Below are 23,583 nucleotides of genomic sequence, written 5' to 3'. Positions count from 1 at the left end.
GGAAAGCTTTGCGTCAAGCGCGGTTCAGCAAGGGCCGCAGCTTCAGCATCGCGATCGCCCCCAGCAGCGGCCCCGGCGCCAGCACCGCGAAGGCCCAGTCCCAGCCCAGCCAGCCGACCGCGGCCGGCACCAGGAAGATGGTGAAGGCCGTCAGCAGGAAGCCGAGGCTGGTCTGCACCGTCAGCATGGTGCCGACATAGTCGGGGGGCGAGAGGGTGACGATGCAGGCCGAGAACTGCGCCGAATCCGCCACCACCGCGAAGCCCCAGACCAGCGCCAGCGCCAGCACCACCGCCGGCCCCAGCGCCGTGGCCGGCCCCGCCAGCAGGGCGCAACTGCCCGAGACCAGCATGCAGAGCGCCGCGACGCTCGCCCTGTTCCAGCGATCGGCCAGCAAGCCCGCCGCGACGCAGCCCAGCGCGCCGGCGGCCACCACCGCGAAGGTCCAGGGCCCCGCCTGGCCGCCCAGCACGCCCGCCAGGAACAGCCCGACCCAGGCCCACATGGCATAGAGTTCCCACATATGGCCGAGATAGCCGAGGTTCGCGAGGCGCAACCCCTTGTTCCGCCACGCCTCCTGCGCCTGGGCCGGGCGGAAGGGCGGCCGCGCGCCCATGATCGGGCCAGGGCGGAAGGCCAGGATCAGCAGGCCCCCGGCGGCGGCCAGCACCCCCGCGCCCAGATAGGCCGCCTGCCAGCCGAGCCCCGCCAGCAGGCTCGGCGCCAGATGCGGCAGGGCTGAACCCAGCGTCACGGCGCCGACCAGCAGCCCGATCAGCAGGCCGAGGTCCCCCTTCGCCCAGCTCGCCGCCAGCTTCATGCCCACGGGATAGACCCCCGCCATCGCCGCCCCCGCGACGAAGCGCAGCACCAGCGCCAGGAAGCCGGAAGGCTCGGCCAGCAGCTGCGCCAGCGTCGCGGCGGAGGCCAGCAGGGCGGAGGCCAGGAACAGCCGCCGCGGGTCGCGCCGGTCCGCCAGCGACAGCACGGCGGAGACCAGCGTGCCCGCCACGAAGCCCAGCTGCACCGCCATGGTCAGCGACCCCGCCCGCGCCGGCTCGATCAGCCCCGCCGCGATCAGCCCCGGCACGGCGGCGGTGCCCGCGAACCAGACGGAAAGCACCAGCACCACCGCCAGGCACAGCACCGCGAGGTGCCACCCCTTGCCATCCCGCATGTCCCGGTCTCCCCCCATCCCGCCGCCACCATGCCGCGGATCGCGGGCAGACGGCCATGCGCGCCCATTGTTCTTTCGACGCCGCATCGGCATCATCGATGCAGGGGAGAACGGGAACGGCATGGCGTTACCAGCGAAACTATGCGTCGGGCCCTCGCCGATCCCCCTGTTCCTCGCCCTGGCCGCCTATGGCGGGGCCGTCGCCTGGCTGCTGGATGCGCAGGGCTACCCGCCCGCCATCGTGGCCCATGGCGCGCTGATGGCCACCGCCTGGGGCGCCATGCTGCCGGCCGGCGCGGCCATCGCGCGCTGGCGCAAGGTGACGCGCCAGCAGCGCTTCCCGGATCAGCTCGACAACCAGTTCTGGTGGAACCGGCACCGGCAGCTGCAGCATGGCGGCGTGGCGCTGACGCTGGCCGGCACGGCGGCGATCCTGGCCGCCACGGGCGGGTCCTTCTACAGCCTGCACGGGCAGATCGGCCTCGGGCTGGTGCTGCTCGCGCTCGCGCAGGTCGCGCTCAGCGCCGCGCGCGGCAGCAAGGGCGGGCCGACGGACCCCGCCGCCGATCCCGCCCGGCCGGAGACCTGGCGCGGCGACCATTTCGACATGACGCCCCGGCGCATCCTGTTCGAGCGCCTGCACAAGGCCATCGGCTGGGGCTCCATCGGCGCCGGGCCGATCGTCATCCTGCTCGCGCTCTCCATCCTCGGCTTCCCGGCGCCGCTGATGCTGCTGCTGGCGCTGCCCTACCTGGCGCTGGCGGCCTTCGCCGTGCTGCAGGCCTGGGGCGGGCGGCATGTCGATACCTATGTCGCCATCTGGGGCCGGCTGCGATCGCCGCTGCTTCGCCCCGGCGTGGTGCCGCCGCCCGGGGAAGGGGAGGGGAGGTCCGCCTGATGGAGGCACGGATCATCGACCCCCGCTTCGCGCCCCTGGTGATCGGCCATGCGAAGCTGGAGCGGCTGTGGACCGGCGGGCGCTGGGTGGAAGGGCCCGCCTGGTTCGCCGCCGGGCGCTACCTGGTCTGGTCCGACATCCCGAACGACCGCCTGCTGCGATGGGACGAGACGGATGGCAGCGTCTCCGTCTTCCGCCAGCCCTGCAACAACGAGAATGGCCACGCGGTGGACCAGGAAGGGCGGCTGCTGTCCTGCGAGCATCGCGGCCGCGCGGTGACGCGGACGGAGCATGACGGCACGCGCCGCGTGATCGCGGATCGCTGGCAGGGCAGGCGGCTCAATTCGCCCAATGACGTGACGGTCGCGCCCGATGGCGCGGTGTGGTTCACGGACCCGACCTACGGCATCGACAGCGACTATGAAGGCGATGCCGCCGCCAGCGAGATCGGCGCCTGCCACGTCTATCGCGTGCATCCGCGGGACGGGGTGGTGGAGGCCATGGTCACCGACATGCTCCGCCCCAACGGCCTCTGCTTCAGCCCCGATGGCGGCACGCTCCATGTCAGCGAGACCGGGCGCACGCATGACCCGGCGCGGCCGGTCGAGATCCGCGCCTACCCGATCAGGGACGGGCGCGTCGGGCCCGGCCGGCATTTCGCCGCCTGCGATGCCGGGCTGTTCGACGGGCTGCGCTGCGACGTGCACGGCAACCTCTGGGCCGCGGCCGGGGATGGCGTGCGCTGCCATGCGCCGGACGGCACGCTGATCGGCCTGATCCCGCTGCCGGAAATGGCGGGCAACCTCTGCTTCGGCGGGGCGAAGCGGAACCGGCTGTTCATCACGGCCCAGACCTCGCTCTACGCCATCTACCTCAATACGCGCGGCGCCGCCTGACCGGCGCCGCGACACAAGGACAGGGAGGAACAACACATGCGTCGCCTGCTGCTGATCGCCGGCCTCGTCGCGCTTGTCGCAAGGCCCGCGCTGGCCTGGCCGGACCGGCCCGTCACCATCGTCTCCCCCTTCGGGCCGGGCACGTCGCAGGATGTGCTCGGCCGGCTGCTGGCCCCCCATCTGCAGGCCGCCTGGGGGCAGCCGGTGGTGGTGACCAATGTCGTCGGCGCCGCCGGCACCATCGGCGTCGATCGCGTCGCGCGATCCGCGCCGGATGGCCATACGCTGGTCCTGACCGGCGATGCCGCGATCGTGGTCCGCGTCTCCATGGCGCCGCGCCCGCCCTATGATCCGCAGCGGGACCTCGCGCCCGTCACGCTGCTGGGCTTCACGCCGAATGTCCTCGTCGTCGCCAACAGCAACCCGGCGCGCACGGTGCAGGACATCATCGGCCAGGCGCGCGCGCGCCCCGGCCAGGTCAGCTTCGGCCATGCCGGGCCGGGCACGTCCCAGCACATCGGCGGCGAGATGCTGGCGCAGATGGCGGGGGTGGAGCTGAACGGCGTGGCCTACAACGATCCCGCCGCGCAGATCGTGGATGTGCAGACCGGCCGCGTGACGATGAGCTTCCAGAGCGGCGTGGTGGCGCTGCCCCGGGTGCGGGACGGCGCCTGGCGGGCCATCGCCGTCTCCTCCGCCCGGCGGATGACGGCGCTGCCCGACCTGCCGACGGTGGCGGAAGCCGGCCTGCCGGGCTTCGAGGCACAGGCCTGGCTGGCCATCTTCGCCCCGGGCAACACGCCGGCGCCCATCGTGGCGCGCATCCATGCCGACCTGGTCGCCGCCATGGGCCAGCCCGATGTGCGCGCGCGCATGGCCGAGCTGGGCATCGAGCCGGTCGGCAGCACGCCGGAGGCGCTGCGCGACCACGTCACGAAGGAGATCCCGCGCATGGCCGGGGTTCTCCAGCGCGCGGGCATCAGGCCCGAATAGGGGAAGGGCGCGGGCCGCCCCGGGGTCCGCCCGCGCCGTTACACTTTGCCGAACTATCCGGCTTGAGCCCACCGACCGTACTTCGATATATCGGACTCCAGATATATCGAAGTTCAGTCGGAGGGTTGCATGTTCTTTCACCACCATCGCCATGAGGGCCGCCGCTTCGGCCACCGCTTCGGCCGGGAGGGCGGCCCCGGCCTCCATCACCACCGCCGCGGCGGCTTCGGCGGCCGCCTGTTCGGCCAGGGCGATTTGCGCCTGGTCATCCTGGCCCTGATCGCGGAGAAGCCGCGCCATGGATACGAGATCATCAAGGCCATCGAGGACCGCCTGGCCGGCACCTATTCGCCCAGCCCCGGCGTCATCTACCCGACGCTGACGCTGCTGGAGGAGATCGGCCAGGTCAGCGCCGCGGCCGAGGGCAGCCGCAAGCTCTACAGCCTGACGCCGGAAGGCGAGCAGGCGCTGGCGGAGAACCGCACCGTGCTGGACGCGATCCTGGCCCGCATGCGCCAGGCCGGCGGCGAGGAGGCTTTCGCCGCCACGCTGCAGATCCGCCGCGCCATGGAGAACCTGAAGCTCGCGCTGCGCATGCGCATGGGCCAGGGGCCGATCGATGCCGCGCATCGCCAGCGCATCGCGGATGCCATCGATGCCGCGGCCCGCGTGGTGGAGCAGGGGTGAGCGCCATGATGACGATCGCCCGCGTCGAGACCGAAACGCCTGGCCGATACATGGGCCAGCTCTGCAAGCATTTCGGCCACCGCATCCCGGCCAGCCATGACGAGGCAACGGGCCGCATCGAATTCACCGAGGCGCTCTGCGAGCTGGAAGCGCAGGAAGGCGTGCTGGTCATGCGCCTCACCGCCGCGGACGAGGCGGTGATGGCGCGGATGCAGAAGGTGGTGGCCGACCACCTGCTGCGCTTCGCCTTCCGCGATCCGCCGCAGGTGGCCTGGCAGGCTGCCTAACCGCGGAGTGTCGCCCCCGTCGCCTTGGTGACGGCGGCGACGATCTTCTGGCTGGCGGCCTCGATCTCCGCATCCGTCAGCGTCCGCTCGCGCGGCTGCAGCGTGACCTGGATGGCGAGGCTGACCTTGCCCTCCGCCACCTTGTCGCCGGCATAGCGGTCGAACAGCACGGCCTCCGTCACCAGCGCCTTGTCGGCGTTGCGGGCGGCGCGCAGCACGGCATCCGCGGCCACGCCGGCTTCGACCAGGAAGGCGAAGTCGCGCCGCAGCGGCTGGAAGGCCGGCAGGTCCGGCACCGCCTTCTTGCGGCGCTTGGGGTCCGGGATGGCGTCCAGGAACACCTCGAAGGCCACGGCGGGGCCGGCGAGGCCGATCTCCCGCCGCAACTTCGGGTGCAGCTCCCCGAAGGTCGCCAGCACCACCTTCGGGCCCTGGCGCACCACGCCGGAGCGGCCGGGGTGGTAGAAGCCCGGCGCATCGGTGGTGACGGAGACGGCGGCCATCGGCACGCCAAGCGCCGCCAGCACCGCCAGCGCATCGCCCTTCGCATCCATCGCATCCACGGCCCGCGAAGGCGCCGCCCAGTTCGGCGCCGTCTCGCCGGCGCGCAGCCCCGCGGCCACGGCCAGCTGGCTGGCGCCCGCGGCGGGGTCGCGATAGGCGCCGCCGATCTCGGCCAGGCCCACATCCGCGAAGCCCCGCGCGGCGTTGCGGGCGGCGGCCAGGGCGAGCGAGGCCACCGGCGTCGGCCGCATCTGGTCGAGGTCGCTGGCGATGGGGTTCTCCAGGTGGAGGTTGTCCGGCGTCTCGCCGAACAGCGCGGCCTGGTCCTTCGCCAGGAAGCCATAGGTCACGCAATCCAGCAGCCCGCGCGCGGCCAGCACGCGGCGGGCCAGCGCGGCGCGGGACTGCTTGGGCGACAGCGCGGGCCGCGGTACCGGGCTCGCCACGGGCAGCGAGACGGCCGGCACGGCGTCCAGCCCGCCGAGGCGCAGCACTTCCTCCACCAGGTCGCATTCCGGCTCGATCGCGGCGCAGCCCTCGGCGGCGGCCTGGGCGCGGGCGGCGGGCAGGGAGGGGTCCTGCGCCAGCGCGCCATGGCCCGCGATGTCGTTCCGCCAGGGCGGCACGGCGACCGTGACCGACGCCTCGTCCCGCTTCACCGGGCAGAAGCCGAGCCGCGTCAGCCGCTCCACCGCCAGGTCGGGCGCGATGTCGAGGCCGCCCAGTTCCTTCACGCGGGCGAAGCGCAGCGTCGCCTCCCGCGCCCAGGCGGGCTCGGCGCCGGCGGCGGAGACCTCGGAGGCCTCGCCGCCACAGAGCTCCATGATCATCCGCGTCGCGGCATCGAGCGCCTTGGGCAGCAGGGAGGGATCGATGCCCCGCTCGAAGCGCGACCGCGCATCGGTGCGCACGTCATGCCGGCGACCCGACAGCGCGATGCGCACGGGGTCGAAGAGCGCGCATTCGATGAAGCACTCGGTGGTGGCCTCGTCGCAGCCGGAATGCTCGCCGCCGATGACACCGCCCAGCGCTTCCACGCGGGCTTCGTCGGCGATGACGCCATCCTCGCTGGTCAGCGCGTAGGTCTTGCCATTGAGGGCCAGCAGCTCCTCGCCATCCTTGGCCATGCGCATGGACAGCGTGGTGCCCGCGACCTTGCTGGTGTCGAAGACATGCAGCGGGCGGCCGACGGCGAAGGTGAAGAAGTTGGTGACGTCGACCAGCGCGTTGATGGGGCGCAGCCCGATCGCCACCAGCCGGTCCTGCAGCCATTGCGGGCTCGGCCCGTTCTTCACGCCGCGGACGGCGCGGCCCAGCACCCAGCTGCAGGCGCGCGGATCCTCGATGCGCCAGGTGAGCGGCGAGGGATAGGCGGCCGCGACCGGCTCCACCAGCCAGGGCTTCAGCGTGCCGAGGCCCGCCGCCGCCAGGTCCCGCGCAATGCCGCGGACGGAGAGCGCATCGCCGCGGTTCGGCGTGACCTTGATCTCGATGATCGGATCGTCGAGGCCGGCGTAATCGACATAGCGCGCGCCGACCGGCGCATCCGCCGGCAGGTCCACGATGCCGCTGTGGTCGTCGCCGAGGCCCATCTCCCGCGACGACAGCATCATCGCTTCCGACTTCACGCCGCGGATCTCGCCGACCTTCAGCGTGATGCCGGTGCCGGGGATGAAGCTGCCGGGCAGCGCGGCCACGCCGACCATGCCGGTGCGCGCATTGGGCGCGCCGCAGACCACCGAGTATTCGCGCCCATCGCCGAGATCGACGCGCAGCGCGCGCAGGCGGTCCGCGTTGGGGTGCTGGGTCGCCTCGATCACGCGCGCGATGCGGAAGCCGGAAAGCGCCGCGGCGCGATCCTCGATACCCTCCACCTCGATCCCGATGGCGGAGAGGGTGGTGCTGATCTGGTCGAGCGTGGCCTCGGTCTCGAGGTGCTCACGCAGCCAGCTCATCGTGAACTTCATGGGGTCAGATCCCCTCGTGCAGGGAGGCGGGGGCCAGCGGATCGGCGGCGTAGTGGCGCAGCCAGCGGAGGTCGCTTTCGTAGAAGGGACGGAGGTCGGGCATGCCGTGCTTCAGCATGGTGATGCGCTCGATCCCCATGCCGAAGGCGAAGCCCTGCCATTCCCGCGGGTCCAGCCCGCAATTGGCCAGCACCTTCGGGTGGACCATGCCGGAGCCGAGAATCTCCAGCCAGTCGCCGCCGCCGCCGAGTTCGCCCGTCTTCCGGTTCCAGCCGATGTCCACTTCCATGGAGGGCTCGGTGAAGGGGAAGTAGGAGGAGCGGAAGCGCACCGGCAGGTCGCTGATTCCGAAGAAGCTGCGCAGGAAGTCGATGAGGCAGCCCTTGAGGTGGCCGAGCGTGATGTCGCGGTCGATCACCAGCCCCTCCACCTGGTGGAACATGGGCGAGTGGGTCGCGTCATGGTCGGCGCGGTAGGTGCGGCCGGGGGCGATGATGCGGATGGGCGGGGCCTCGCCCAGCATGGTGCGGATCTGCAGCGGCGAGGTCTGGGTGCGCAGCACGCGGCGATGGCCGTTGGCATCCGTGCCGGGCATGTAGAAGGTGTCGTGGTCCTGCCGCGCCGGGTGGTGGTCCGGGATGTTGAGCGCGCCGAAATTGTGCCAGTCGCTCTCGATGTCCGGGCCTTCGACGACGCGAAAACCCATGGCGCCGAAGATCGCGGTCAGTTCCTCGATCGTGCGGCTGATGGGGTGGATGCCGCCATCCGCCGCGGTGCCGGCGGCGAAGGGGCGGGGCGGCAGGGAGACGTCGATCCGCTCCGCCTTCAGCCGCGCATCGAGCGCGGCTTCCTCCAGGCTCGCGCGGCGGGATTCGAGCAGCGCTTCGATCTCGTTCTTCAGGCGGTTCAGCGCCGCGCCGCGTTCCTTGCGCTGGTCGGCCGGCACTTGGCCCAGGCCCTTCAGCAGGGCCGAGAGGCTGCCGGACTTGCCGAGCACCGCGACGCGCACGGCATCCAGCGCGCGAAGATCGGCGGCGCCGGCAAGGGCGGCCTCGGTCTCGGCCCGCAGGGCGGAAAGGTCGTCGGACATCAGTTCATGATCCCCAGCAATTCGGCGATGAGCGGGCGCACCATCCATTCGACAGGGTCCAGCAATGGATCTCGCTGGACCTCACCGGCCTCGAAGGCTTCGAAGACGGCGGTGAATCGTGATGGCCAGTTCTCCCGCAACTCGTCAGTCGTCAGCAGCAGAGTCCAGAAATCGTTCGCGACGGCATTGCAGAATTCGTAGTCAAGCTGCCGGTCGTGGAAGGCGCGCGCCAGGTGAAGGCCGATCGCATCAAGCAGGGCGTGGCGTTCGATACCCGCTGCTGCGGCCCAGGTTGCGACCTCCTCAGCCTCGAAGAGCGGGTCGGCACTCGGGCCGATCTCCTCGAACCGATCCCTCAGCAGCTTGACCACGTCATCGAGCGACACGCCGATGCCCTTCCCGCCGATAGACAAAAGGCCGCCCCCTGCCGGGAGCGGCCCTCTTGTCTTCGATCAACCCGTTGCCCGGAAGGGGCTCAGGCCTGCGCGGGGAGGGCGCCCTTCGCCTTTTCGACGATGGCGGCAAAGCCCGCCGCGTCGTCATAGGCGACGGCGGCCAGCACCTTGCGGTCCATCTCGATGCCCGCGGCCTTCAGCCCCGCGATGAAGCGGGAATAGGTCAGGCCATGCTCGCGCACCGCGGCGTTGATGCGCTGGATCCAGAGGCCCCGGAACTCGCGCTTCTTGTTGCGGCGGTCGCGATAGGCATACTGCAGCGCCTTCTCGACCCGCTCCAGCGCGGGGCGATAGGCGGTGGAGGACCGGCCGACATAGCCCTCGGCGAGCTTCAGGACCTTCTTGTGACGGGCGTGCTTCGTAACGCCCCGCTTCACACGTGCCATGGTTCCGCGCTCCCCTTACCGTGCCGCACCGTAGGGCATCCACTGCTTCACAGTGTCGCCGTCCTGCTTCCGGAGCACGAAGGTGCCGCGATTCTGCAGCTTCATCTTGTTGGTCTTGGCGGTCAGCATGTGGCGCTTGTTGCCCACGCCCGCCTTGACCTTGCCGGTCGCCGTCAGCGTGAAGCGCTTCTTCACGCTGGACTTCGTCTTCATCTTGGACATTTCGGACCTCCTGGTCGGGTCGGGCACGTCCCACCTTGCACCCTACCTCCCTCGCGGGGTTCGGGGCCGCACCATGCGGCGGGGACGCGTATCCGCGGCCAGGCATGTCCAACACAAGGCCTGGCGCGCGGAGGGCGCCTCATAGCGGCGGGGGCGATCCGGCGCAATCCCCGGGGCCCGATCCGTGGCAGAACGGTTCCGGCCCGCCAGGCGTTGGGGCGGCACCGCAGGAGGAAACGATGACCGACCCCTACATGCAGGAACAGGCCGAGGCGCTGGCGGCGAAGCTCAGGCTGAACGACGGCAAGTCGGGCTATGTGGAGGCCACGGAAGATGGCTTCGCCGTCTATACCCGCCGCAAATGGCCGGGCAAGCAGATCACCAGCTGGGACGGGCTGCCGGTGGAGTGGCATGAGAATGTCGGCACCAACAAGGCGGCCAACCGCTAGCGGATACTGTGACCTTTAGGCCACTAACCCGTTTAAGCCGATTATGCCGATTAGACGGGTTTAGCACCGTTTTCGCGGGGGTATCCCCCCGCCGCGGGCGCGAAGCGGCGCCTGGCGAGGGGAACGTAGCGCGAACTGGACCGCCCGCGCCACCCTTTTCGGATCAGGCCGCCTGGGCCAGCACGTCCCGGCGCAGCAGGGCGGTCAGGTGGGCGGCGATCGCCCCCATGCCGGTCTGCGCGCCCGTCCGGCCGGCGCGCCGCTCCGCATCCCCGTTGTAGTTGGTGTTGGTGTTCACATCATAGGCGAAGGTGTTGCCGTCCCGGTCCGTGATGAACTCGATGGCGCCGACGCCGATGCCGTTGGCGATCAGGAAGGCCTCCATCCGGTGGATCAGCGGGTGGGTGAAGCCCTCGATGATGCTGAACTTGTGGGTGGGCGCCACCGCCGGGCACACCGCCCCCTCACCGATCGCGCAGACATCGGCGGGGCAGAGCTCGAAGCCCTCGCTGGTGTCCACGCGCACGGCGTAGAGGAAGCGGCCGCCCACGAATTCGGCGCGGGTGATGAAGGGCGCCGGCGCCTCGATGTAGCGCTGCACCAGCCAGATGCCGTCGCGGGGATGGGCTTCCGGGTCGCCATTCATGTCGAGCAGGGCCAGCGCCTCCTTGAGCCCGGCCTCGCTGTGCACCAGCCGCACGCCGAGCCCCTTGCCGGCGCGGTTGTGCTTCAGGATCAGGGGGAAGCCGAGCTTCGCCGCGGCTTCGGAGATGTTCTGGCGGCCGACCACGGCGATGGTCGCCGGCGTCGGGATGCCATGCGTGGCCAGCGCCTGGTATTGCGCGACCTTGCTGAGCTCCAGCTGCAGCGCGCGGCGGCCATTCACCAGCGGGCGGTTGTGGCGTTCCAGCACCTCGATCACCGCGCCGGCATATTCGGGGGCGTAGAGGTGGCCGCGCGTGTGGGAGGAGGCGCTCATGCGGTTGTAGAACACGCCGGCCGGCGGCGGGCGCGTCAGATCCACGAGGCCGGTGTCGAGGAACCATTCCTCATAGGGGGTGCCGAGCGCGTCGAAGGCCGCGCGCAGCGGCTCCACCCAGGCGTCGTTCTCGTGGATGACATGGACCTTGGTCACGGGCGAAGTCTTTCCCTGGGGATGCGGCGTTTCAGCCCCAGAGAAGATGATTTTTCTTCCGTTGCGCAATACCTGGCCCTGCAAAAGAAATTCCTTCTTGATGTCCCGCGATGCTGGTGAAAACGTCTGCTCCGTGGCGGGGTTGCCGGAGAGGGTCTCACTCCGCCGGGGGCGGGCTCGCGGGCATGTCGCGCAGGAAGCGGTAGCGGCCGTGGCCCTTGATGGCGGCCAGGTCGTGCGGCGCCAGCGGCGGCACGGCGAGCGGCATGACGCTGGCTTCGGCGCCGGCGAAATCCACCACCACCGCACCCACCGCCGGCCGCCCGCCATGGTCCCCGCTGCCGAGGAAGGCCAGCGCCGGCAGCCAGAGGTGGCGGATGCCGCCCACCACCCGGTCCCGCTCCGCATGCAGATGCCCGCTGATGACCAGGCCCACGCGGTGGCGGCGCAGCAGGGCCAGCAGCGCGGCGCGGGGGCCGGGGGTGAGGCAGGAGGCGGTCTCGGCCGTCTCGCCCTCCTCCTCGATGAAGAGGGGCTTGTGCAGCACCAGCGCGATGCGGCGGTGGGAGGAGGCGATGAGGCGCCCCTCCAGCCAGTCCCATTGCTCCCTCTCCCGGTCGAGGCCCGAGCCGAAGAGCTGGGCGTTGACGCCGATCAGCCGCCAGGCGCCGGCATCGAGGGCGAAGCGATCCGTGCCGAAGCGCGCATCCCAGCGATCCAGCCGGGCGTCGTTCACCAGCTGCGCGGGGTCCTGGCCCGGCGGCTCGTCGCCGACATCGTGGTTGCCGGGCAGGGCGAGCACGGGGGTGCGAAGCTTCGAGAGCGCCGCGCGCGCGAAATCCATCTCCGCATCGCTGTCCGGGCCGTTGATGCAGAGGTCGCCATTGACGACCACGGCCTCCGCCCCCGCCGCATCGGCGGCGTCGCGGGCCAGGCGGAAATTCTCCCAGAAGAAGCCATGGGTGGGGGAGAGGTGGAGGTCGGAGAGGAAGACGATCTTGCTCATGGTGGTCCTCAGGCGAAGGAGAGGGCGGAGGCGCGGAAATCCATGAAGTAGAGCGGCGGATGGCTCCACCGGATGGACCGGCGCTTCGCGAGGTATTCGCGGACGGGATAGAGGATGAGGGCGGGGGCCTCGGCCTCGAACTCATCCATCAAGGCGAGGAAGAGGCGGCGGCGCTCGGCGGGATCGGTCGCGACGCGCAGCGCATCGACGATCTCATTGAAGCGGACGGGCTGCCAGAAGCCGGCCTGCTGCATCGAGTATTCGCGGGAGAGATGGACGGCGAGGCCGCCGCCCAGCGGATCCGGGAAGCGGAAGGCGATGGAGGTGGGGCGGATGTCGGCGCCGGGCTGGGTGATGAGGGAGAGGTTCTCCCGCGTCTCCAGCTTCGTGTTGATGCCGACCGCCAGCCACATCTGCTGGATGACCTGCACGGCCTGGAGCATCTGCAGGTAGTAGCCGGGCGCGATGCGGATCGTCAGTTCCTCGCCGCGGTAGCCCGCTTCCCGCAGCAGGCGGCGGGAGAGGTCGGGGTCGAAGGCGAAGCCGCGGCGGTTCGCGTCGTAGAGGTCCCCGAAGGCCGGGATCTGGAGGGCGCGCATCGGGCGGAAGGCGGGGCCCCAGAGGCTGCGGCCGAGGCTTTCGGTATCCACCGCGTGGTTCAGGGCGCGGCGCACCCGCGCATCCCGCAGGAAGGGGCGGCGCGTGTCGTAGTAGAGGATATGGGCGAAATCGAGCGCGACATCGACGCCCTCGATGGTCGGGTTCCGGTCCAGCCCCTCGATCTGCTCGGGCAGGAGGTTGGTGACGAGGTCGTAGTCCCCCGCGCGCAGGCCGGCGAGGCGGGAGGAGGCTTCGGGCACGACGGTGAAGACCACCTGGCGGGCGGGCGGGCGGCCGCCCCAGTAGTCATCATGCGCGTCCAGCACCACGCGCTGGTCGCGCTGGAAGCTGGCGACGCGGTAGGGGCCTGTGCCGATGGGGCGCGTCCGCATGCCCTGCAGGCCGCCTTCCGCATATGCGGCGGCGCTGTGGATCCAGCCGCCATAGGCGGCCAGGCGCTGCGGCATGACGGCATCGGGCGTCCTCGTGCGGAAGACCACGCGGTGCGGGCCATCGGCCTCCACGCCCGCCAGGTGGCCGAAATTCACGCGGCCCTCGAAGGTCTGCACCGTCGGGCCCCACATCCGCTCCGCCGAGAAGGTGGAGAGGACATCGGCGCTGGTCATCAGCCCGCCATCATGCAGGCGGGCATCGGGACGCAGCGTCGCGACCCAGGTGAGGGGATCGCGGCTTTCCAGGCTGGTCGCCAGGAAGGGCGTCAGCCGCTGGCCGCCCTCGCGCGCCTCTGCGGAAAAATCCCGGCGCCAGAGCGTGTCGAAGACATTGCCGCTGACGCGCAGCCCGACATTGGAGATGGCTTCCAGCGGCTCCAGCGTCGGCGGCAGGGCCTGGACGGCGACGCGCAGCACGGGGCGGGTATCCGCCTGCGCGCCGGCGACGCGGGGCAGCAGGGCGGGCAGGGCCAGGGCGGTGCCGAGGATCGCGCGGCGGGTGGGCATGGCGGCCTCCTTCATCGCGGCCGCTTGTAGGGGGCGCGGGCGACAGGCCGATGACGGGTCGCGGTCGGGCCGATGACGGCGCGGAGGGCCCGGGTTCCAACAGGGGTGGGGGCGCTCTATATGCCGAACGTGATGATCCCCTTCCGCAAGATGCATGGCCTGGGCAACGACTTTGTCGTGCTGGATGGGCGTGCCGCCGACCTCGGGCTGACGCCGCGCCAGGCCGCGGGGATCGCGGACCGGCATTTCGGCATCGGCTGCGACCAGTTCATCGTCATGGAGCCCGCGCCGGCGGGCTCGGACGTCTTCATGCGCATCCGCAACCCCGATGGGTCGGAGGCCGGCGCCTGCGGCAATGCGACGCGCTGCATCGCCTCCCTCGTCGCGGACGAGCTTGGCAAGGACCGGGTAGTGGTGCGGACCATCGCGGGGGAATTGCCGGTGGAGCGCCTGCCCGGCGGGCTGTGGCGGGCGGATATGGGGCCGGCCAGGCTCGGCTGGCAGGACGTGCCGCTGCGCGAGGCTGCCGACACGCTGCATGTGCCGCTCGCCCTCGGCCCGGTCGCGGACCCGGCGGCGTGCTCCATGGGCAATCCCCACGCGACCTTCTTCGTGGACGACCTCGACGCCATTCCCGTGCGGGAGATCGGGCCCCGGCTGGAGACGCACCCGATCTTCCCGGACCGCGCCAATATCGGCTTCGCGCAGGTGACCTCGCCGGAGCATATCCGGCTGGTGATCTGGGAACGCGGCGCGGGGCTGACGCTGGCCTGCGGCTCCGGCGCCTGCGCCACCATCGTCAATGCCCATCGCCGCGGCCTGACCGGGCGGCGCGCCACCATCACCATGCCGGGCGGCGACCTGGTGATGGAATGGCGGGAGGGCGACGGGCATGTGCTGATGACCGGCCCCGTCGCCACCAGCTTCACGGGCCAACTGGACCCCGCGGCCTTCGGCGCATGATGCCGGAGGTCCTGACCTTCGGTTGCCGGCTCAACGCCTTCGAATCCGCGGCCATGCGCGGGCTCGCGGCGGCGGCCGGGCACGGGGCGGGGACGGTGCTGGTGAATACCTGCGCCGTGACGGCGGAGGCCGAGGCGCAGGCCCGCCAGGCGATCCGCCGCGTGGCGCGGGAAAAGCCTGGCGCCCGCATCATCGTCACGGGCTGCGCGGCGCAGATCGCGCCCGATACCTGGGCCGCGCTGCCTGGCGTGGCGCGGGTGATCGGCAATGGGGAGAAGCTGAAGCCCGAGGCCTGGGTTGCGCCCGCCGGGCCGGTGCCCGCCATCGAGGCCGCGCCGCTGGCGCCGCCGCTGGTGACGGAATTCGCGGGGCGCGCGCGGGCCATGCTGCAGGTGCAGCAGGGCTGCGACCACCGCTGCACCTTCTGCGTCATCCCGCAGGGGCGCGGCCCCTCCCGCTCCGTCCCGCTCGGCCAGTTGGTGGAGCAGGCGCGGGCGCTGGTGGCGGCGGGGTACCGGGAGGTGGTGCTGACCGGCGTCGATATCGCGAGCTACGGGCCCGATCTGCCGGGGCGGCCCACGCTGGGCCAGGCGGTGCGGCGGCTGCTGGCGCTGGTGCCGGAATTGCCGCGGCTGCGGCTTTCCTCGATCGACCCCGCCGCGCTCGATGAGGATCTGTGGCGGCTGCTGGCGGAGGAGGCGCGGCTGATGCCGCATCTGCACCTCTCGCTCCAGCACGGGGACGACCTGATCCTGAAGCGGATGCGGCGGCGCCATTCGCGGGCGGGCGCGCTGGCGCTGGCACGGCGGGCGCGGGCGCTGCGGCCGGACATCGCGCTGGGCGCCGACCTGATCGCGGGCTTCCCGACCGAGACCGAGGCGCATTTCGCGGCGATGCTGGCGCTGGTGGAGGAGGCGGGGCTGAGCTTCCTGCACGTCTTCCCCTATTCCGAACGCCCCGGCACGCCGGCAGAGCGCATGCCGCAGGTGCCCGTGCCGCTCCGGCGGGAGCGCGCGGCGCGGCTGCGGGAGGCCGGGCGCCAGGCGGCGCGGCGCTTCCAGGAAGGGCGGATCGGCGCGGAGGAGCGCGTGCTGTTCGAGGCCTCCGGCCGCGGGCATTCCGAGCATTTCGCGCCGGTGCGGCTGGCGGAGGGGCGCGGCCAGGCCGGCGAACTGCGCCGGCTGCGCGTCGTTGGCGTGGACGACCAGGGCCTGATCGCGGAGGCGGCGTAGCATCCATGGCACTCAAGGGCCTCTGGGACCGGATCCGCGGCAGGGAACCGGCGCCCGCCCCCACCCCTGAACAGCCGGGGCATCCGCCGCAGCTCTACCCGCCCGGCAATGCCGTGCCGGAGCAGGCGCCGGTGCTGCCCGTGCCGCCGGCGCCCCCCGCCGCCGGCACCACGCCGGATTTCGAGGCGCGGCTGCCTGTGGTGCCCGAGCCGCCGGCGATGCCGGAGACACCGCCGCCGCCGGCCACCGATGACGATGCCGCGCTGCGGGAGGCGCTGGCGCGCAGCGTGCCGGAAACGCCGCCGGCACCGGAGCCCCCGCCCCCGCCCGCGACCGAGCCCGGGCCCGAGCCGCAGGAGGCCGCGAAGGGCGGCTGGTTCGCGCGCCTCAAGGCCGGGCTGTCGCGCTCCACCGCGCGGCTGACGGATGCCATCACCACCGTCTTCCGCAAGCGCCGCCTGGATGAGGAGGCGCTGGAGGAGCTGGAGGAGACGCTGATCGCCGCCGACCTTGGCGTGGCGGCCGCGCGGCGCATCGTGGAGGGCTTCCGCAAGACGCGCTTCGGCAAGGAAGTGACGGACGAGGAGGTGAAGGCCGCGCTGGCGGAGGCGATCGCGGAGATCCTGGCCCCCGTCGCGCAGCCGCTGGTCATCGATCGCGGCCATGTGCCGCATGTCGTGCTGATGGTGGGCGTGAACGGCACGGGCAAGACGACGACCATCGCCAAGCTCGGCCAGCAATATCGCGACCAGGGGCTGAAGGTGATGTTCGCCGCCGGCGACACCTTCCGGGCCGCCGCGGTGGAGCAACTCCAGATATGGGGCGAGCGAACGGGTTGCGCCGTCGTGGCCCCCGCGAAGCAGGGCGCCGATGCCGCGGGGCTGGCGCATGACGCGCTGGCGCGGGCGCGCGCGGAAGGCGTGGACGTGCTGCTGGTGGATACCGCCGGGCGGCTGCACAACAAGAGCGCGCTGATGGAGGAGCTGCGGAAGATCATCCGCGTCATGCGGAAGACCGAGCCTTCCGCCCCTCATTCCGTGCTGCTGACGCTGGACGCCACCACGGGCCAGAACGCCATCCAGCAGGTGCGCATCTTCAAGGAGATGGTGGAGGTCTCGGGCCTGGCCGTCACCAAGCTCGACGGCAGCGCCAAGGGCGGCGTGGTGGTGGCGCTGGCGCAGGAGATCGGGCTGCCGGTCCATATGGTGGGCGTGGGCGAGAAGGCGGCCGATCTGCGGCCCTTCACGGCCCGGGATTTCGCGCGGGGGTTGGTGGGCCTCGGCTGATTGCACGCGGCGCGGTGCGGGCGGGATGCGGCGGCGTTCCCGGATGCGCCCCGCGCCTCATCTTTGCGACGATCAATGAATCGTGATGGTCGCCATGAATCTCCTCGCTTGTTGATTATTCCATGGCGCGCGAAGCAGGGCGGGACATTCGCGCCAGGCGCGAATGTCGTCGCCAGGGGATCGCCATCTCATGCCTCGATGCTCGCCGTCTCCCGCGGTCCGTCTCGCCTTGCTCGTCGGCGCCCTTGCGCTGGGTAGCGTTCCCGCGGCCCGGGCACAGACCGGCAATCCGCTGCATGACCAGCTCGCGGGGATGGAGGAGGCGGCACGGCGGGCGGAGGTGTTCCGCTTCATCACCGGCAGCGGCGCGGGGTGCCAGGCGATCCTCGCCATCGCCTTCTCCGGCTTCGATGGCGCCCGCACCGCCTATTGGGACAGCCGCTGCCGCGAGGGGACCATGTACCGCATGGCCCTGCCGGCGCAGCGCAACGGGCGGCCGGGGCTCGCGGTCTGCGGCGCCAGCACCGGGGGCGTCGCGGCGGGGCCGTGCTTCCAGCCGGTCGGCACCGCCCAGGCCGCGGTGGCGGCGAGCGACGGGCGGGGCGTGGCCTCCGGCCCTTCCGCCGCGCCGCCGCCGGGCAGCCGCTTCGGCGCCATCTACGCGACGGATGCGCCGATGGCGGCCTGGGGCTTCGGCAACGGGGCCACGGACCGCCTGGCGGTGAACACCGCGGCGGTGCGGTCCTGCCAGACCATGGCCGGGCGGGTGCCGTGCAAATTCGTGGAGGAGCTGGTGAACCGCTGCGGCGCGCTGGTGCAGGCGGTGTCCCGCCACCCCAGCGCCGTGGCGATGACCAGCGACATCAGCACCATGGTGCTGAACCGCAACGTGACCGCGACGGCGGAGACGGCGCAGGCGGCGGAGGCGGCGGCGCTGGATTCCTGCCGGCGCCTGCCGGGCGTGGGTGCCTGCCGCGTCGTCGCCACCGGCTGCTGAGGACCGCGCCATGATCCGCCATGTCCTTGCCGCCCTGCTGCTGGCCATGCCCGCCGCGGCGCAGACCGCCAGCCCCACCCTGGCGGAGGTCCGCGCGCGGGGCGAAGTCCGCTGCATCGTCAACGGGTCGCTGCCCGGCTTCTCCGCGCCGGATGCGGCGGGGGTGATGCGCGGGATCGATGCCGATTTCTGCCGCGCCATCGCGGCCGCCACGCTGGGCGATGCGGGGAAGGTGCGCTTCGCCGTCGCGGCGACGGTGGCGGAGGCGCTGGCCACGCTGGAGGCCGGGGCCGGCGACCTGGTCGCGCGCAACGCCACGCGGCTCTATGCGCGGGAGGCGGGGCGGGGCGTGGCCTCGGCCGGCACGCTCTACCACGACGGCATGGGCTTCCTGGTGCCCGAGGGCAGCGCCGTGACGCTGCCGGCGGACCTGGCGGGGCGGCGGGTCTGCATCAGCGCGGCGGGCGGCGCCGCGACGCGGGACGCGCTGGACTACACCATCGGCGCGGCGACGATCATCGAGGCGCCGGACGGCACGGCCATGGTGCGCGCGCTGGAGGCCGGGCAGTGCGATGCCGCGGCATCCGATGCCTCCCAGCTCATGATCCGGCGCGTCACGGACCTGGCGAACCCCGCCGGCTTCCGCGTGCTGCGGACGGTGGTGACGCGGGAGCCGCTCGGCCCCTTCGTGCGGGCGGGGGACGCGGCCTGGCGGGCCATCGTCTATTGGACGCTGCAGGCGCTGCTGGAGGCGGAGGAGCTGGAAGCCGGCAGCGGCAACCTGCTGGAGGCGGTGCGCCGGAACGAGCCCGCGCTGTGGCGGTTGCTGGGGGTGGAGCCGGGGATCGGCGCGGCGCTCGGCCTCTCGGATGACTGGGCGCTGCGGGTGATCGAGCAGGTCGGCCATTATGGCGAGGTGTTCGACCGTAACCTCGGCGCCGGCAGCCCCTTCGGGCTGGATCGCGGGCTGAACGACAACTGGCACCGCGGCGGGCTGCACTACCCGATGCCGTTGCGCTGACGCGGGAGACATCGCCATGCGCCACCTGATCGCATCCCTGCTGCTGGCGCTGCCCATGGCGGCGGCCGCGCAGTCTCCCACCCTCGACGCCGTGCGGGCGCGCGGGGAGGTGACCTGCGCCATCCATACCGGGCTGCCGGGCTTCGCCGCGGCGGGGCCGGATGGAAGGGTCGCGGGCATCGATGCCGATACCTGCCGCGCCGTCGCCGCCGCCGTGCTGGGCGATGCGGGTAAGGTGCGCTTCGTGCCGGGCAGCATGGCGGACAGCCTGGCGGCCACCGCGGCCGGGCGGGTGGACCTGGTGGCCCGCGCCGCGACCCAGACCATGATGCGCGACACCGCGCTCGGCCTCGCCGCAGCGGGGGTCACGGTCTTCGATGGCCAGGGCTTCGTGGTGCGCCGCGCCTCCGGCATCGAGGACCTCTCGGGCCTGGCGGGCCGCACCGTCTGCGTGACGGCGGGATCGACCAATGAACTCGCGCTGTCGGATGCGGCGAAGCGGGCGGGGATATCGCTGACGCCGCTGCCCCTGCCGACGCTGCCCGAGCTGCTGGCCGCCTATGGCGAGGGGCGCTGCGAGGCGCTGAGCGCGGACCGCGTGCCGCTGGCCGGGCTGGTCGCGACGCGCTTCGGCACGGCGGACCATGCGGTGCTGCCCGACGTGATCAGCCGCGAGCCGCTCGGCCCCTTCGTGCGGGATGGCGACCGGGGGTGGGAGCAGATCGCCTTCTGGACGGTGAATGCGCTGACCGAGGCCGAGGCGATGGGCATCACATCCGCCAATGCCGCGACGCTGCGGGACAGCGGGCCGCCGCGCATCCGCCGGCTGCTGGGCGGGCTGCCGGGGATGGGCGCGCCGCTGGGCCTGGCGGATGACTGGATGTTCCGGGTGGTCACGCAGGTCGGCAACTATGCCGAGGTGTATGAGCGGAACCTGGGCGCGGGATCGCCGATCGGCCTCGCCCGCGGGCTGAACCAGCTCTACGACCGGGGCGGGCTGCTCTATCCCATCCCGATGCGCTGATCAGTCGAGCGGGATGCGGAGCCGGGCGCCGGGCGCGATCTCGTTGAACAGGCGGTCGGTGCGGTCGGGCGCGTGTTCGCGGCCGAAGGTGAAGCCGCGGCGGCGCTCATAGGGCTCGATGATGGTGGGCTCCAGCGTCGTGCGCGCGGGCCGGGCGAAGCGGTCGGGCGGGGCCTCGATCGCGCGGTTCGGCACCGGGGCGGCATCCCAGCCGGCATAGGGGACCAGCACGGGCGGGGCGGGCGGGGGCGGCAGGGGCAGCGGCTCCGCCGCGCGCGCGGTGCGCGGGCGTTCGGGGCGCGGCGTCTCCGGCCGCGTCACCACCGGGCGCGTCACCTCGGGGCGCGTCACCTCCGGCCGGGGCGCTTCGGGCCGGGTGACCGGGATGCGGGGCAGGGTGGCGGTTTCGGTCGTCACGGCCGGGGTGCCCTGCGCGGCGGCGGGCAGCGCCATCAGGGTGACCAGGAGGGTGGGGATGCTGCGCGGCGTCATGAACCCTCCGCCAGGCCGCCGGTGCCGCGGCGATCCTCGATGGGATTGGTGCGGGGCGCGCCGAGCGGGCCGTCCCCCACCTCCCGCCACGCCTTCAGGACCCAGTGGACGGAGGGGAAGGCGAGGTCGGCCCAGGGGATCTCCTCCCAGGCGAAGAGGCGGACCTCCAGGCTTTCCGGGCCGGGCGCGAAGCCGGGGGCGGCGAGGCGGGCGCGGAACAGCACCTGCACCTGGCCGATGCGCGCGATGGAATAGACCGCGAGGATGCCGTCCAGCGCCAGCTCGGCGCAGGCTTCCTCCCGCGCTTCGCGCATCGCGGCTTCCTCCACCGTCTCGTCCAGCTCCATGTAGCCGGCGGGGATGGTCCAGAAGCCGCGGCGCGGTTCGATGGCGCGGCGGCAGAGCATGACCTTCCCGTCCACCACGACGACGGAGCCGGTGACGATCTTCGGATTCTCATAGGCGATGTAGCCGCAATCCGCGCAGGTCAGGCGGTCGCGATCCTCCCCTTCCGGGGTGCGGCGGACGAAGCGGGTTGCCGTGCTGGACATGGCCGAAGGGTGGCCCCTCGGCGCGCCGGGGGCAAGGCATTCGGCGATGCGGGAATGGTGCGGGGGCGGCGAGTCGCGCGAAATCCCGGCCTCGTGGTCAGGCCGGGTGGGGCAGCGGCGGGGCGGGGCGCCTCAGACGCGAAGGTCGAGCAGCGATCCGCGCGGCGTGGGGGCGCTGGGCATGGCGGGCAGGCTTTCGAGCTTGCGCTGCGGCGCTTCCGCGCCGGCGGGCTGGCCCTGCTGGCCGGTGACGCCGCGGACCTGCGCGAGGCCCGGCATCCGCGAGACCTCGGCCGTGAAGGCGGCCAGGGAATTCATGCTGATCATGCGCACCACCATGGGGCGGAGGTCTGAACGCTTGGTAAAGCGGCCAGAAGAAATCGCGGCGGTGGGACGGATGATACGCATGGGGGGAGCGTGCCCCCCCCTGCCGTTAACACTCTAGCAACCATAGGTAGCAACCACGACAATTCTTCAAAAAGAGTGAAGATTGTCGGGAAATGTCGGGGGCGGGGCGGCGCCCCGCATCCAACCCCCTCCCCCTGCCGGGGGAGGGAGCCTGGGCTCAGCCCTGTTCCAGCGCCGCCACGCCCGGCAGCGTCTTGCCTTCCAGCCATTCGAGGAAGGCGCCGCCGGCGGAGGAGACATAGGTCATCCGCTCCATCACCCCGGCATGGCGCAGCGCCGAGACGGTGTCGCCGCCGCCGGCGATGGATTTCAGGCCGGAGGAGGCGGTGAGGCTCGCCACCGTCTGCGCCACCGCGACCGTCGCCGTGTCGAAGGGCGGGATCTCGAAGGCGCCGAAGGGGCCGTTCCAGACCAGGGTGGAGGCGGTGCGCAGCCGGTCCTCCACCATCGCCACCGTGTCGAGCCCGACATCGAGGGCCATCATGTCCGGCGGCACGCGGTCGATCGCGACGGTGCGGGAGGGGGCATTGGCCTTGAACTCCCCGGCCACGACCAGGTCCACGGGCAGCAGGATCTCGCAGCCCTTGGCCGCGGCCTCGGCCATGATGGCGCGGGCGGTGTCGTGCATCTCCGCTTCCTGCAGGGACTTGCCCATGGCGTGGCCCTGGGCGGCGAGGAAGGTGTTGGCCATGGCGCCGCCGATGACCAGCACGTTCACCTTGCCCGAGAGGTTGCCCAGCAGGTCGAGCTTGGTGCTGATCTTGGCGCCGCCGACGATGGCGACGACGGGGCGGGCGGGATTGCCGAGTGCCGCGTCCAGCGCCTTCAGCTCCGCCTCCATCAGCCTTCCGGCATAGGCGGGCAGCAGGCGGGCCACGCCCTCGGTCGAGCTGTGCGCGCGATGGGCGGCGGAGAAGGCATCGTTGACGAAGACGTCGCCGAGCCTGGCGAGGCCGGCGGAGAGCGCCGGGTCGTTCTTCTCCTCGCCCGCGTGGTAGCGGGTGTTCTCCAGCAGCAGCACCTCGCCATCCCCGAGCGCGGCGGCGGCGGCTTCCGCCTCGGGGCCGATGCAGTCATCGGCGAAGGCGACGGGGCGGCCGAGCGCGGCGGCCAGCGCTTCCTGCATCGGCTTCAGCGACATCTCCGGCACGCGCTTGCCCTTGGGCCGGTCGAAATGGCTGCAGACGATGACGCGCGCGCCCTTCTCCGCCAGTTCCCGGATGGTCGGCGCCAGGCGCTCGATCCGCGTGCGGTCGGTGATGTGGCCGTCGCGCACCGGCACGTTCAGGTCGGCGCGCAGCAGCACGCGCTTGCCGGCAACGCCATTGGGGGCCGCGTCGAGCGCATCAATGGTTTTGAAGCTCATGGGGGCGATCATCCTGCCGATAGAAGCGCTGCGGGGTGACGAATGATCCGATGGATCGCGGTTTTCGGTCTCTTTCCGGTCCTAGCATCGGCCCAGGAAGGCTTCCAGTTGCCCTCCGGCAATATCCGGTGCGAGGTCATGGAACGGGCATTGCGGTGCGAGATCGTGAACTTCAGCTTCGCCCGCCCGCCTTCGCCGCCGGAATGCGACAGCGACTGGGGGCATGCCTATGGGCTGGCGGCGCGGGGGCCGTCCGAGGTGCTCTGCGCGGGGGATCTGGTGGTCAACCAGCGGCTGCCGGTGCTGGCCTATGGCGCGACCTGGCGCGGGGCCGGCGTGGCCTGCACATCGGGGCAGGCGGGGCTGCGGTGCAGCAATGCGGAGGGGCGGGGGATGGAATTGTCCCGCGCGCGGCTGAACAGGTTCTGAGGGGGGGGGGCGGGGCCCCCCCCCCCCCCCCCCCCCCCCCCCCCGGGGGGGGGGGGGGGGGGGGGGGGGGGCCCCCCCCCCCCCCCGGGGGGGCCCAGCGGGG

At 72.1% G+C, this 23,583-nt stretch carries 26 protein-coding genes; 13 read left to right on the top strand and 13 right to left on the bottom strand.

What is annotated here, in order from left to right:
* Positions 1-13: 13 nt before the first annotated feature.
* The gene (locus JJI54_RS31275) at positions 14-1,177 is read right to left on the bottom strand and encodes an MFS transporter (protein ID WP_203077346.1); all 1,164 of its coding nucleotides are present in this window, start codon (positions 1,175-1,177) and stop codon (positions 14-16) included.
* A 121-nt stretch (positions 1,178-1,298) separates the two neighbouring features.
* Between JJI54_RS31275 and JJI54_RS31270 the strand changes: the two genes are divergently transcribed.
* From JJI54_RS31270 to JJI54_RS31250, 5 genes are all read left to right on the top strand, one after another.
* Entirely contained in the window at positions 1,299-2,075 is a 777-nt protein-coding gene (locus JJI54_RS31270) for a cytochrome b family protein (protein WP_203077345.1), read from the top strand.
* Positions 2,075-2,971 (top strand): SMP-30/gluconolactonase/LRE family protein, encoded by an 897-nt coding sequence (locus JJI54_RS31265; protein WP_226382285.1) that lies wholly within the window; start codon positions 2,075-2,077, stop codon positions 2,969-2,971. Before JJI54_RS31270 ends, JJI54_RS31265 begins: the two co-directional genes overlap by 1 nt.
* A gap of 36 nt (positions 2,972-3,007) precedes the next feature.
* Positions 3,008-3,964 carry a Bug family tripartite tricarboxylate transporter substrate binding protein gene (locus tag JJI54_RS31260; protein ID WP_203077344.1) on the top strand — a complete coding sequence of 319 codons (957 nt, stop codon included), beginning with the start codon at positions 3,008-3,010 and terminating at the stop codon, positions 3,962-3,964.
* A 129-nt stretch (positions 3,965-4,093) separates the two neighbouring features.
* A complete protein-coding gene (locus JJI54_RS31255; RefSeq protein ID WP_203077343.1) occupies positions 4,094-4,651 on the top strand; it encodes a PadR family transcriptional regulator in 558 nt (185 codons plus the stop codon).
* A gap of 5 nt (positions 4,652-4,656) precedes the next feature.
* The gene (locus JJI54_RS31250; RefSeq protein WP_203077342.1) at positions 4,657-4,938 is read left to right on the top strand and encodes a DUF2218 domain-containing protein; all 282 of its coding nucleotides are present in this window, start codon (positions 4,657-4,659) and stop codon (positions 4,936-4,938) included.
* On the opposite strand, the gene pheT is transcribed toward JJI54_RS31250, so the two are convergent.
* The 5 genes from pheT to rpmI form a co-directional block, all read right to left on the bottom strand.
* Complete coding sequence (gene pheT / locus JJI54_RS31245) at positions 4,935-7,409, bottom strand: phenylalanine--tRNA ligase subunit beta (protein ID WP_203077341.1); 2,475 nt, start codon at positions 7,407-7,409, stop codon at positions 4,935-4,937. The two genes, JJI54_RS31250 and pheT, sit on opposite strands and share 4 nt — an antisense overlap.
* Positions 7,410-7,413: 4 nt before the next feature.
* Positions 7,414-8,499, bottom strand: a complete 1,086-nt coding sequence (pheS, locus tag JJI54_RS31240; protein WP_203077340.1) for a phenylalanine--tRNA ligase subunit alpha — start codon at positions 8,497-8,499, stop codon at positions 7,414-7,416.
* A complete protein-coding gene (locus JJI54_RS31235) occupies positions 8,499-8,885 on the bottom strand; it encodes a hypothetical protein (protein WP_203077339.1) in 387 nt (128 codons plus the stop codon). The genes pheS and JJI54_RS31235 overlap by 1 nt, the downstream gene beginning before the upstream one ends.
* Before the next feature lie 89 nt (positions 8,886-8,974).
* On the bottom strand, positions 8,975-9,340 hold the full coding sequence (rplT, locus tag JJI54_RS31230; RefSeq protein WP_164694039.1) for a 50S ribosomal protein L20: 366 nt from the start codon (positions 9,338-9,340) through the stop codon (positions 8,975-8,977).
* Between the two features lie 15 nt (positions 9,341-9,355).
* On the bottom strand, positions 9,356-9,562 hold the full coding sequence (gene rpmI / locus JJI54_RS31225; RefSeq protein ID WP_164694040.1) for a 50S ribosomal protein L35: 207 nt from the start codon (positions 9,560-9,562) through the stop codon (positions 9,356-9,358).
* 239 nt (positions 9,563-9,801) lie between these two features.
* Between rpmI and JJI54_RS31220 the strand changes: the two genes are divergently transcribed.
* Positions 9,802-10,011 carry a hypothetical protein gene (locus JJI54_RS31220; RefSeq protein WP_203077338.1) on the top strand — a complete coding sequence of 70 codons (210 nt, stop codon included), beginning with the start codon at positions 9,802-9,804 and terminating at the stop codon, positions 10,009-10,011.
* Between the two features lie 163 nt (positions 10,012-10,174).
* Here the strand turns inward: JJI54_RS31220 and JJI54_RS31215 are convergent, their stop codons facing one another.
* The 3 genes from JJI54_RS31215 to JJI54_RS31205 all read right to left on the bottom strand — a co-directional run bounded on the left by JJI54_RS31215 (position 10,175) and on the right by JJI54_RS31205 (position 13,711).
* Positions 10,175-11,146, bottom strand: a complete 972-nt coding sequence (locus JJI54_RS31215) for an ATP-grasp domain-containing protein (protein ID WP_203077337.1) — start codon at positions 11,144-11,146, stop codon at positions 10,175-10,177.
* A gap of 157 nt (positions 11,147-11,303) precedes the next feature.
* Positions 11,304-12,152, bottom strand: a complete 849-nt coding sequence (locus JJI54_RS31210) for a metallophosphoesterase family protein (RefSeq protein WP_203077336.1) — start codon at positions 12,150-12,152, stop codon at positions 11,304-11,306.
* 8 nt (positions 12,153-12,160) lie between these two features.
* On the bottom strand, positions 12,161-13,711 hold the full coding sequence (locus JJI54_RS31205; protein WP_203077335.1) for an ABC transporter substrate-binding protein: 1,551 nt from the start codon (positions 13,709-13,711) through the stop codon (positions 12,161-12,163).
* A gap of 120 nt (positions 13,712-13,831) precedes the next feature.
* Between JJI54_RS31205 and dapF the strand changes: the two genes are divergently transcribed.
* From dapF to JJI54_RS31175, 6 genes are all read left to right on the top strand, one after another.
* Entirely contained in the window at positions 13,832-14,674 is an 843-nt protein-coding gene (gene dapF / locus JJI54_RS31200; protein ID WP_226382284.1) for a diaminopimelate epimerase, read from the top strand.
* Entirely contained in the window at positions 14,671-15,906 is a 1,236-nt protein-coding gene (mtaB, locus tag JJI54_RS31195; RefSeq protein WP_203077334.1) for a tRNA (N(6)-L-threonylcarbamoyladenosine(37)-C(2))-methylthiotransferase MtaB, read from the top strand. The genes dapF and mtaB overlap by 4 nt, the downstream gene beginning before the upstream one ends.
* Positions 15,907-16,124: 218 nt before the next feature.
* The gene (gene ftsY / locus JJI54_RS31190) at positions 16,125-17,192 is read left to right on the top strand and encodes a signal recognition particle-docking protein FtsY (protein ID WP_203077352.1); all 1,068 of its coding nucleotides are present in this window, start codon (positions 16,125-16,127) and stop codon (positions 17,190-17,192) included.
* Between the two features lie 229 nt (positions 17,193-17,421).
* Positions 17,422-18,189 carry a DUF4189 domain-containing protein gene (locus JJI54_RS31185; RefSeq protein ID WP_203077333.1) on the top strand — a complete coding sequence of 256 codons (768 nt, stop codon included), beginning with the start codon at positions 17,422-17,424 and terminating at the stop codon, positions 18,187-18,189.
* Between the two features lie 10 nt (positions 18,190-18,199).
* Positions 18,200-19,210 carry a transporter substrate-binding domain-containing protein gene (locus JJI54_RS31180; RefSeq protein WP_203077332.1) on the top strand — a complete coding sequence of 337 codons (1,011 nt, stop codon included), beginning with the start codon at positions 18,200-18,202 and terminating at the stop codon, positions 19,208-19,210.
* A 16-nt stretch (positions 19,211-19,226) separates the two neighbouring features.
* Positions 19,227-20,234 (top strand): transporter substrate-binding domain-containing protein, encoded by a 1,008-nt coding sequence (locus JJI54_RS31175; protein WP_203077331.1) that lies wholly within the window; start codon positions 19,227-19,229, stop codon positions 20,232-20,234.
* On the opposite strand, the gene JJI54_RS31170 is transcribed toward JJI54_RS31175, so the two are convergent.
* From JJI54_RS31170 to JJI54_RS31155, 4 genes are all read right to left on the bottom strand, one after another.
* Positions 20,235-20,726 (bottom strand): hypothetical protein, encoded by a 492-nt coding sequence (locus JJI54_RS31170; RefSeq protein WP_203077330.1) that lies wholly within the window; start codon positions 20,724-20,726, stop codon positions 20,235-20,237.
* Positions 20,723-21,277 carry an NUDIX hydrolase gene (locus JJI54_RS31165; protein WP_203077329.1) on the bottom strand — a complete coding sequence of 185 codons (555 nt, stop codon included), beginning with the start codon at positions 21,275-21,277 and terminating at the stop codon, positions 20,723-20,725. The genes JJI54_RS31170 and JJI54_RS31165 overlap by 4 nt, the downstream gene beginning before the upstream one ends.
* Positions 21,278-21,409: 132 nt before the next feature.
* On the bottom strand, positions 21,410-21,604 hold the full coding sequence (locus JJI54_RS31160; protein ID WP_203077328.1) for a hypothetical protein: 195 nt from the start codon (positions 21,602-21,604) through the stop codon (positions 21,410-21,412).
* Between the two features lie 238 nt (positions 21,605-21,842).
* Positions 21,843-23,051: a phosphoglycerate kinase gene (locus tag JJI54_RS31155; RefSeq protein WP_226382282.1), complete on the bottom strand. Its 1,209-nt coding sequence runs from the start codon at positions 23,049-23,051 to the stop codon at positions 21,843-21,845.
* A gap of 138 nt (positions 23,052-23,189) precedes the next feature.
* Between JJI54_RS31155 and JJI54_RS31150 the strand changes: the two genes are divergently transcribed.
* A complete protein-coding gene (locus JJI54_RS31150; protein WP_203077327.1) occupies positions 23,190-23,480 on the top strand; it encodes a DUF6636 domain-containing protein in 291 nt (96 codons plus the stop codon).
* Positions 23,481-23,583 lie beyond the last annotated feature (103 nt).

The organism is Falsiroseomonas ponticola (assembly GCF_016805305.1).
Classification (GTDB): domain Bacteria; phylum Pseudomonadota; class Alphaproteobacteria; order Acetobacterales; family Acetobacteraceae; genus Falsiroseomonas; species Falsiroseomonas ponticola.
Note: the sequence above shows the minus strand (reverse complement) of the source record. Positions and strands in the feature narration are given on the sequence as shown.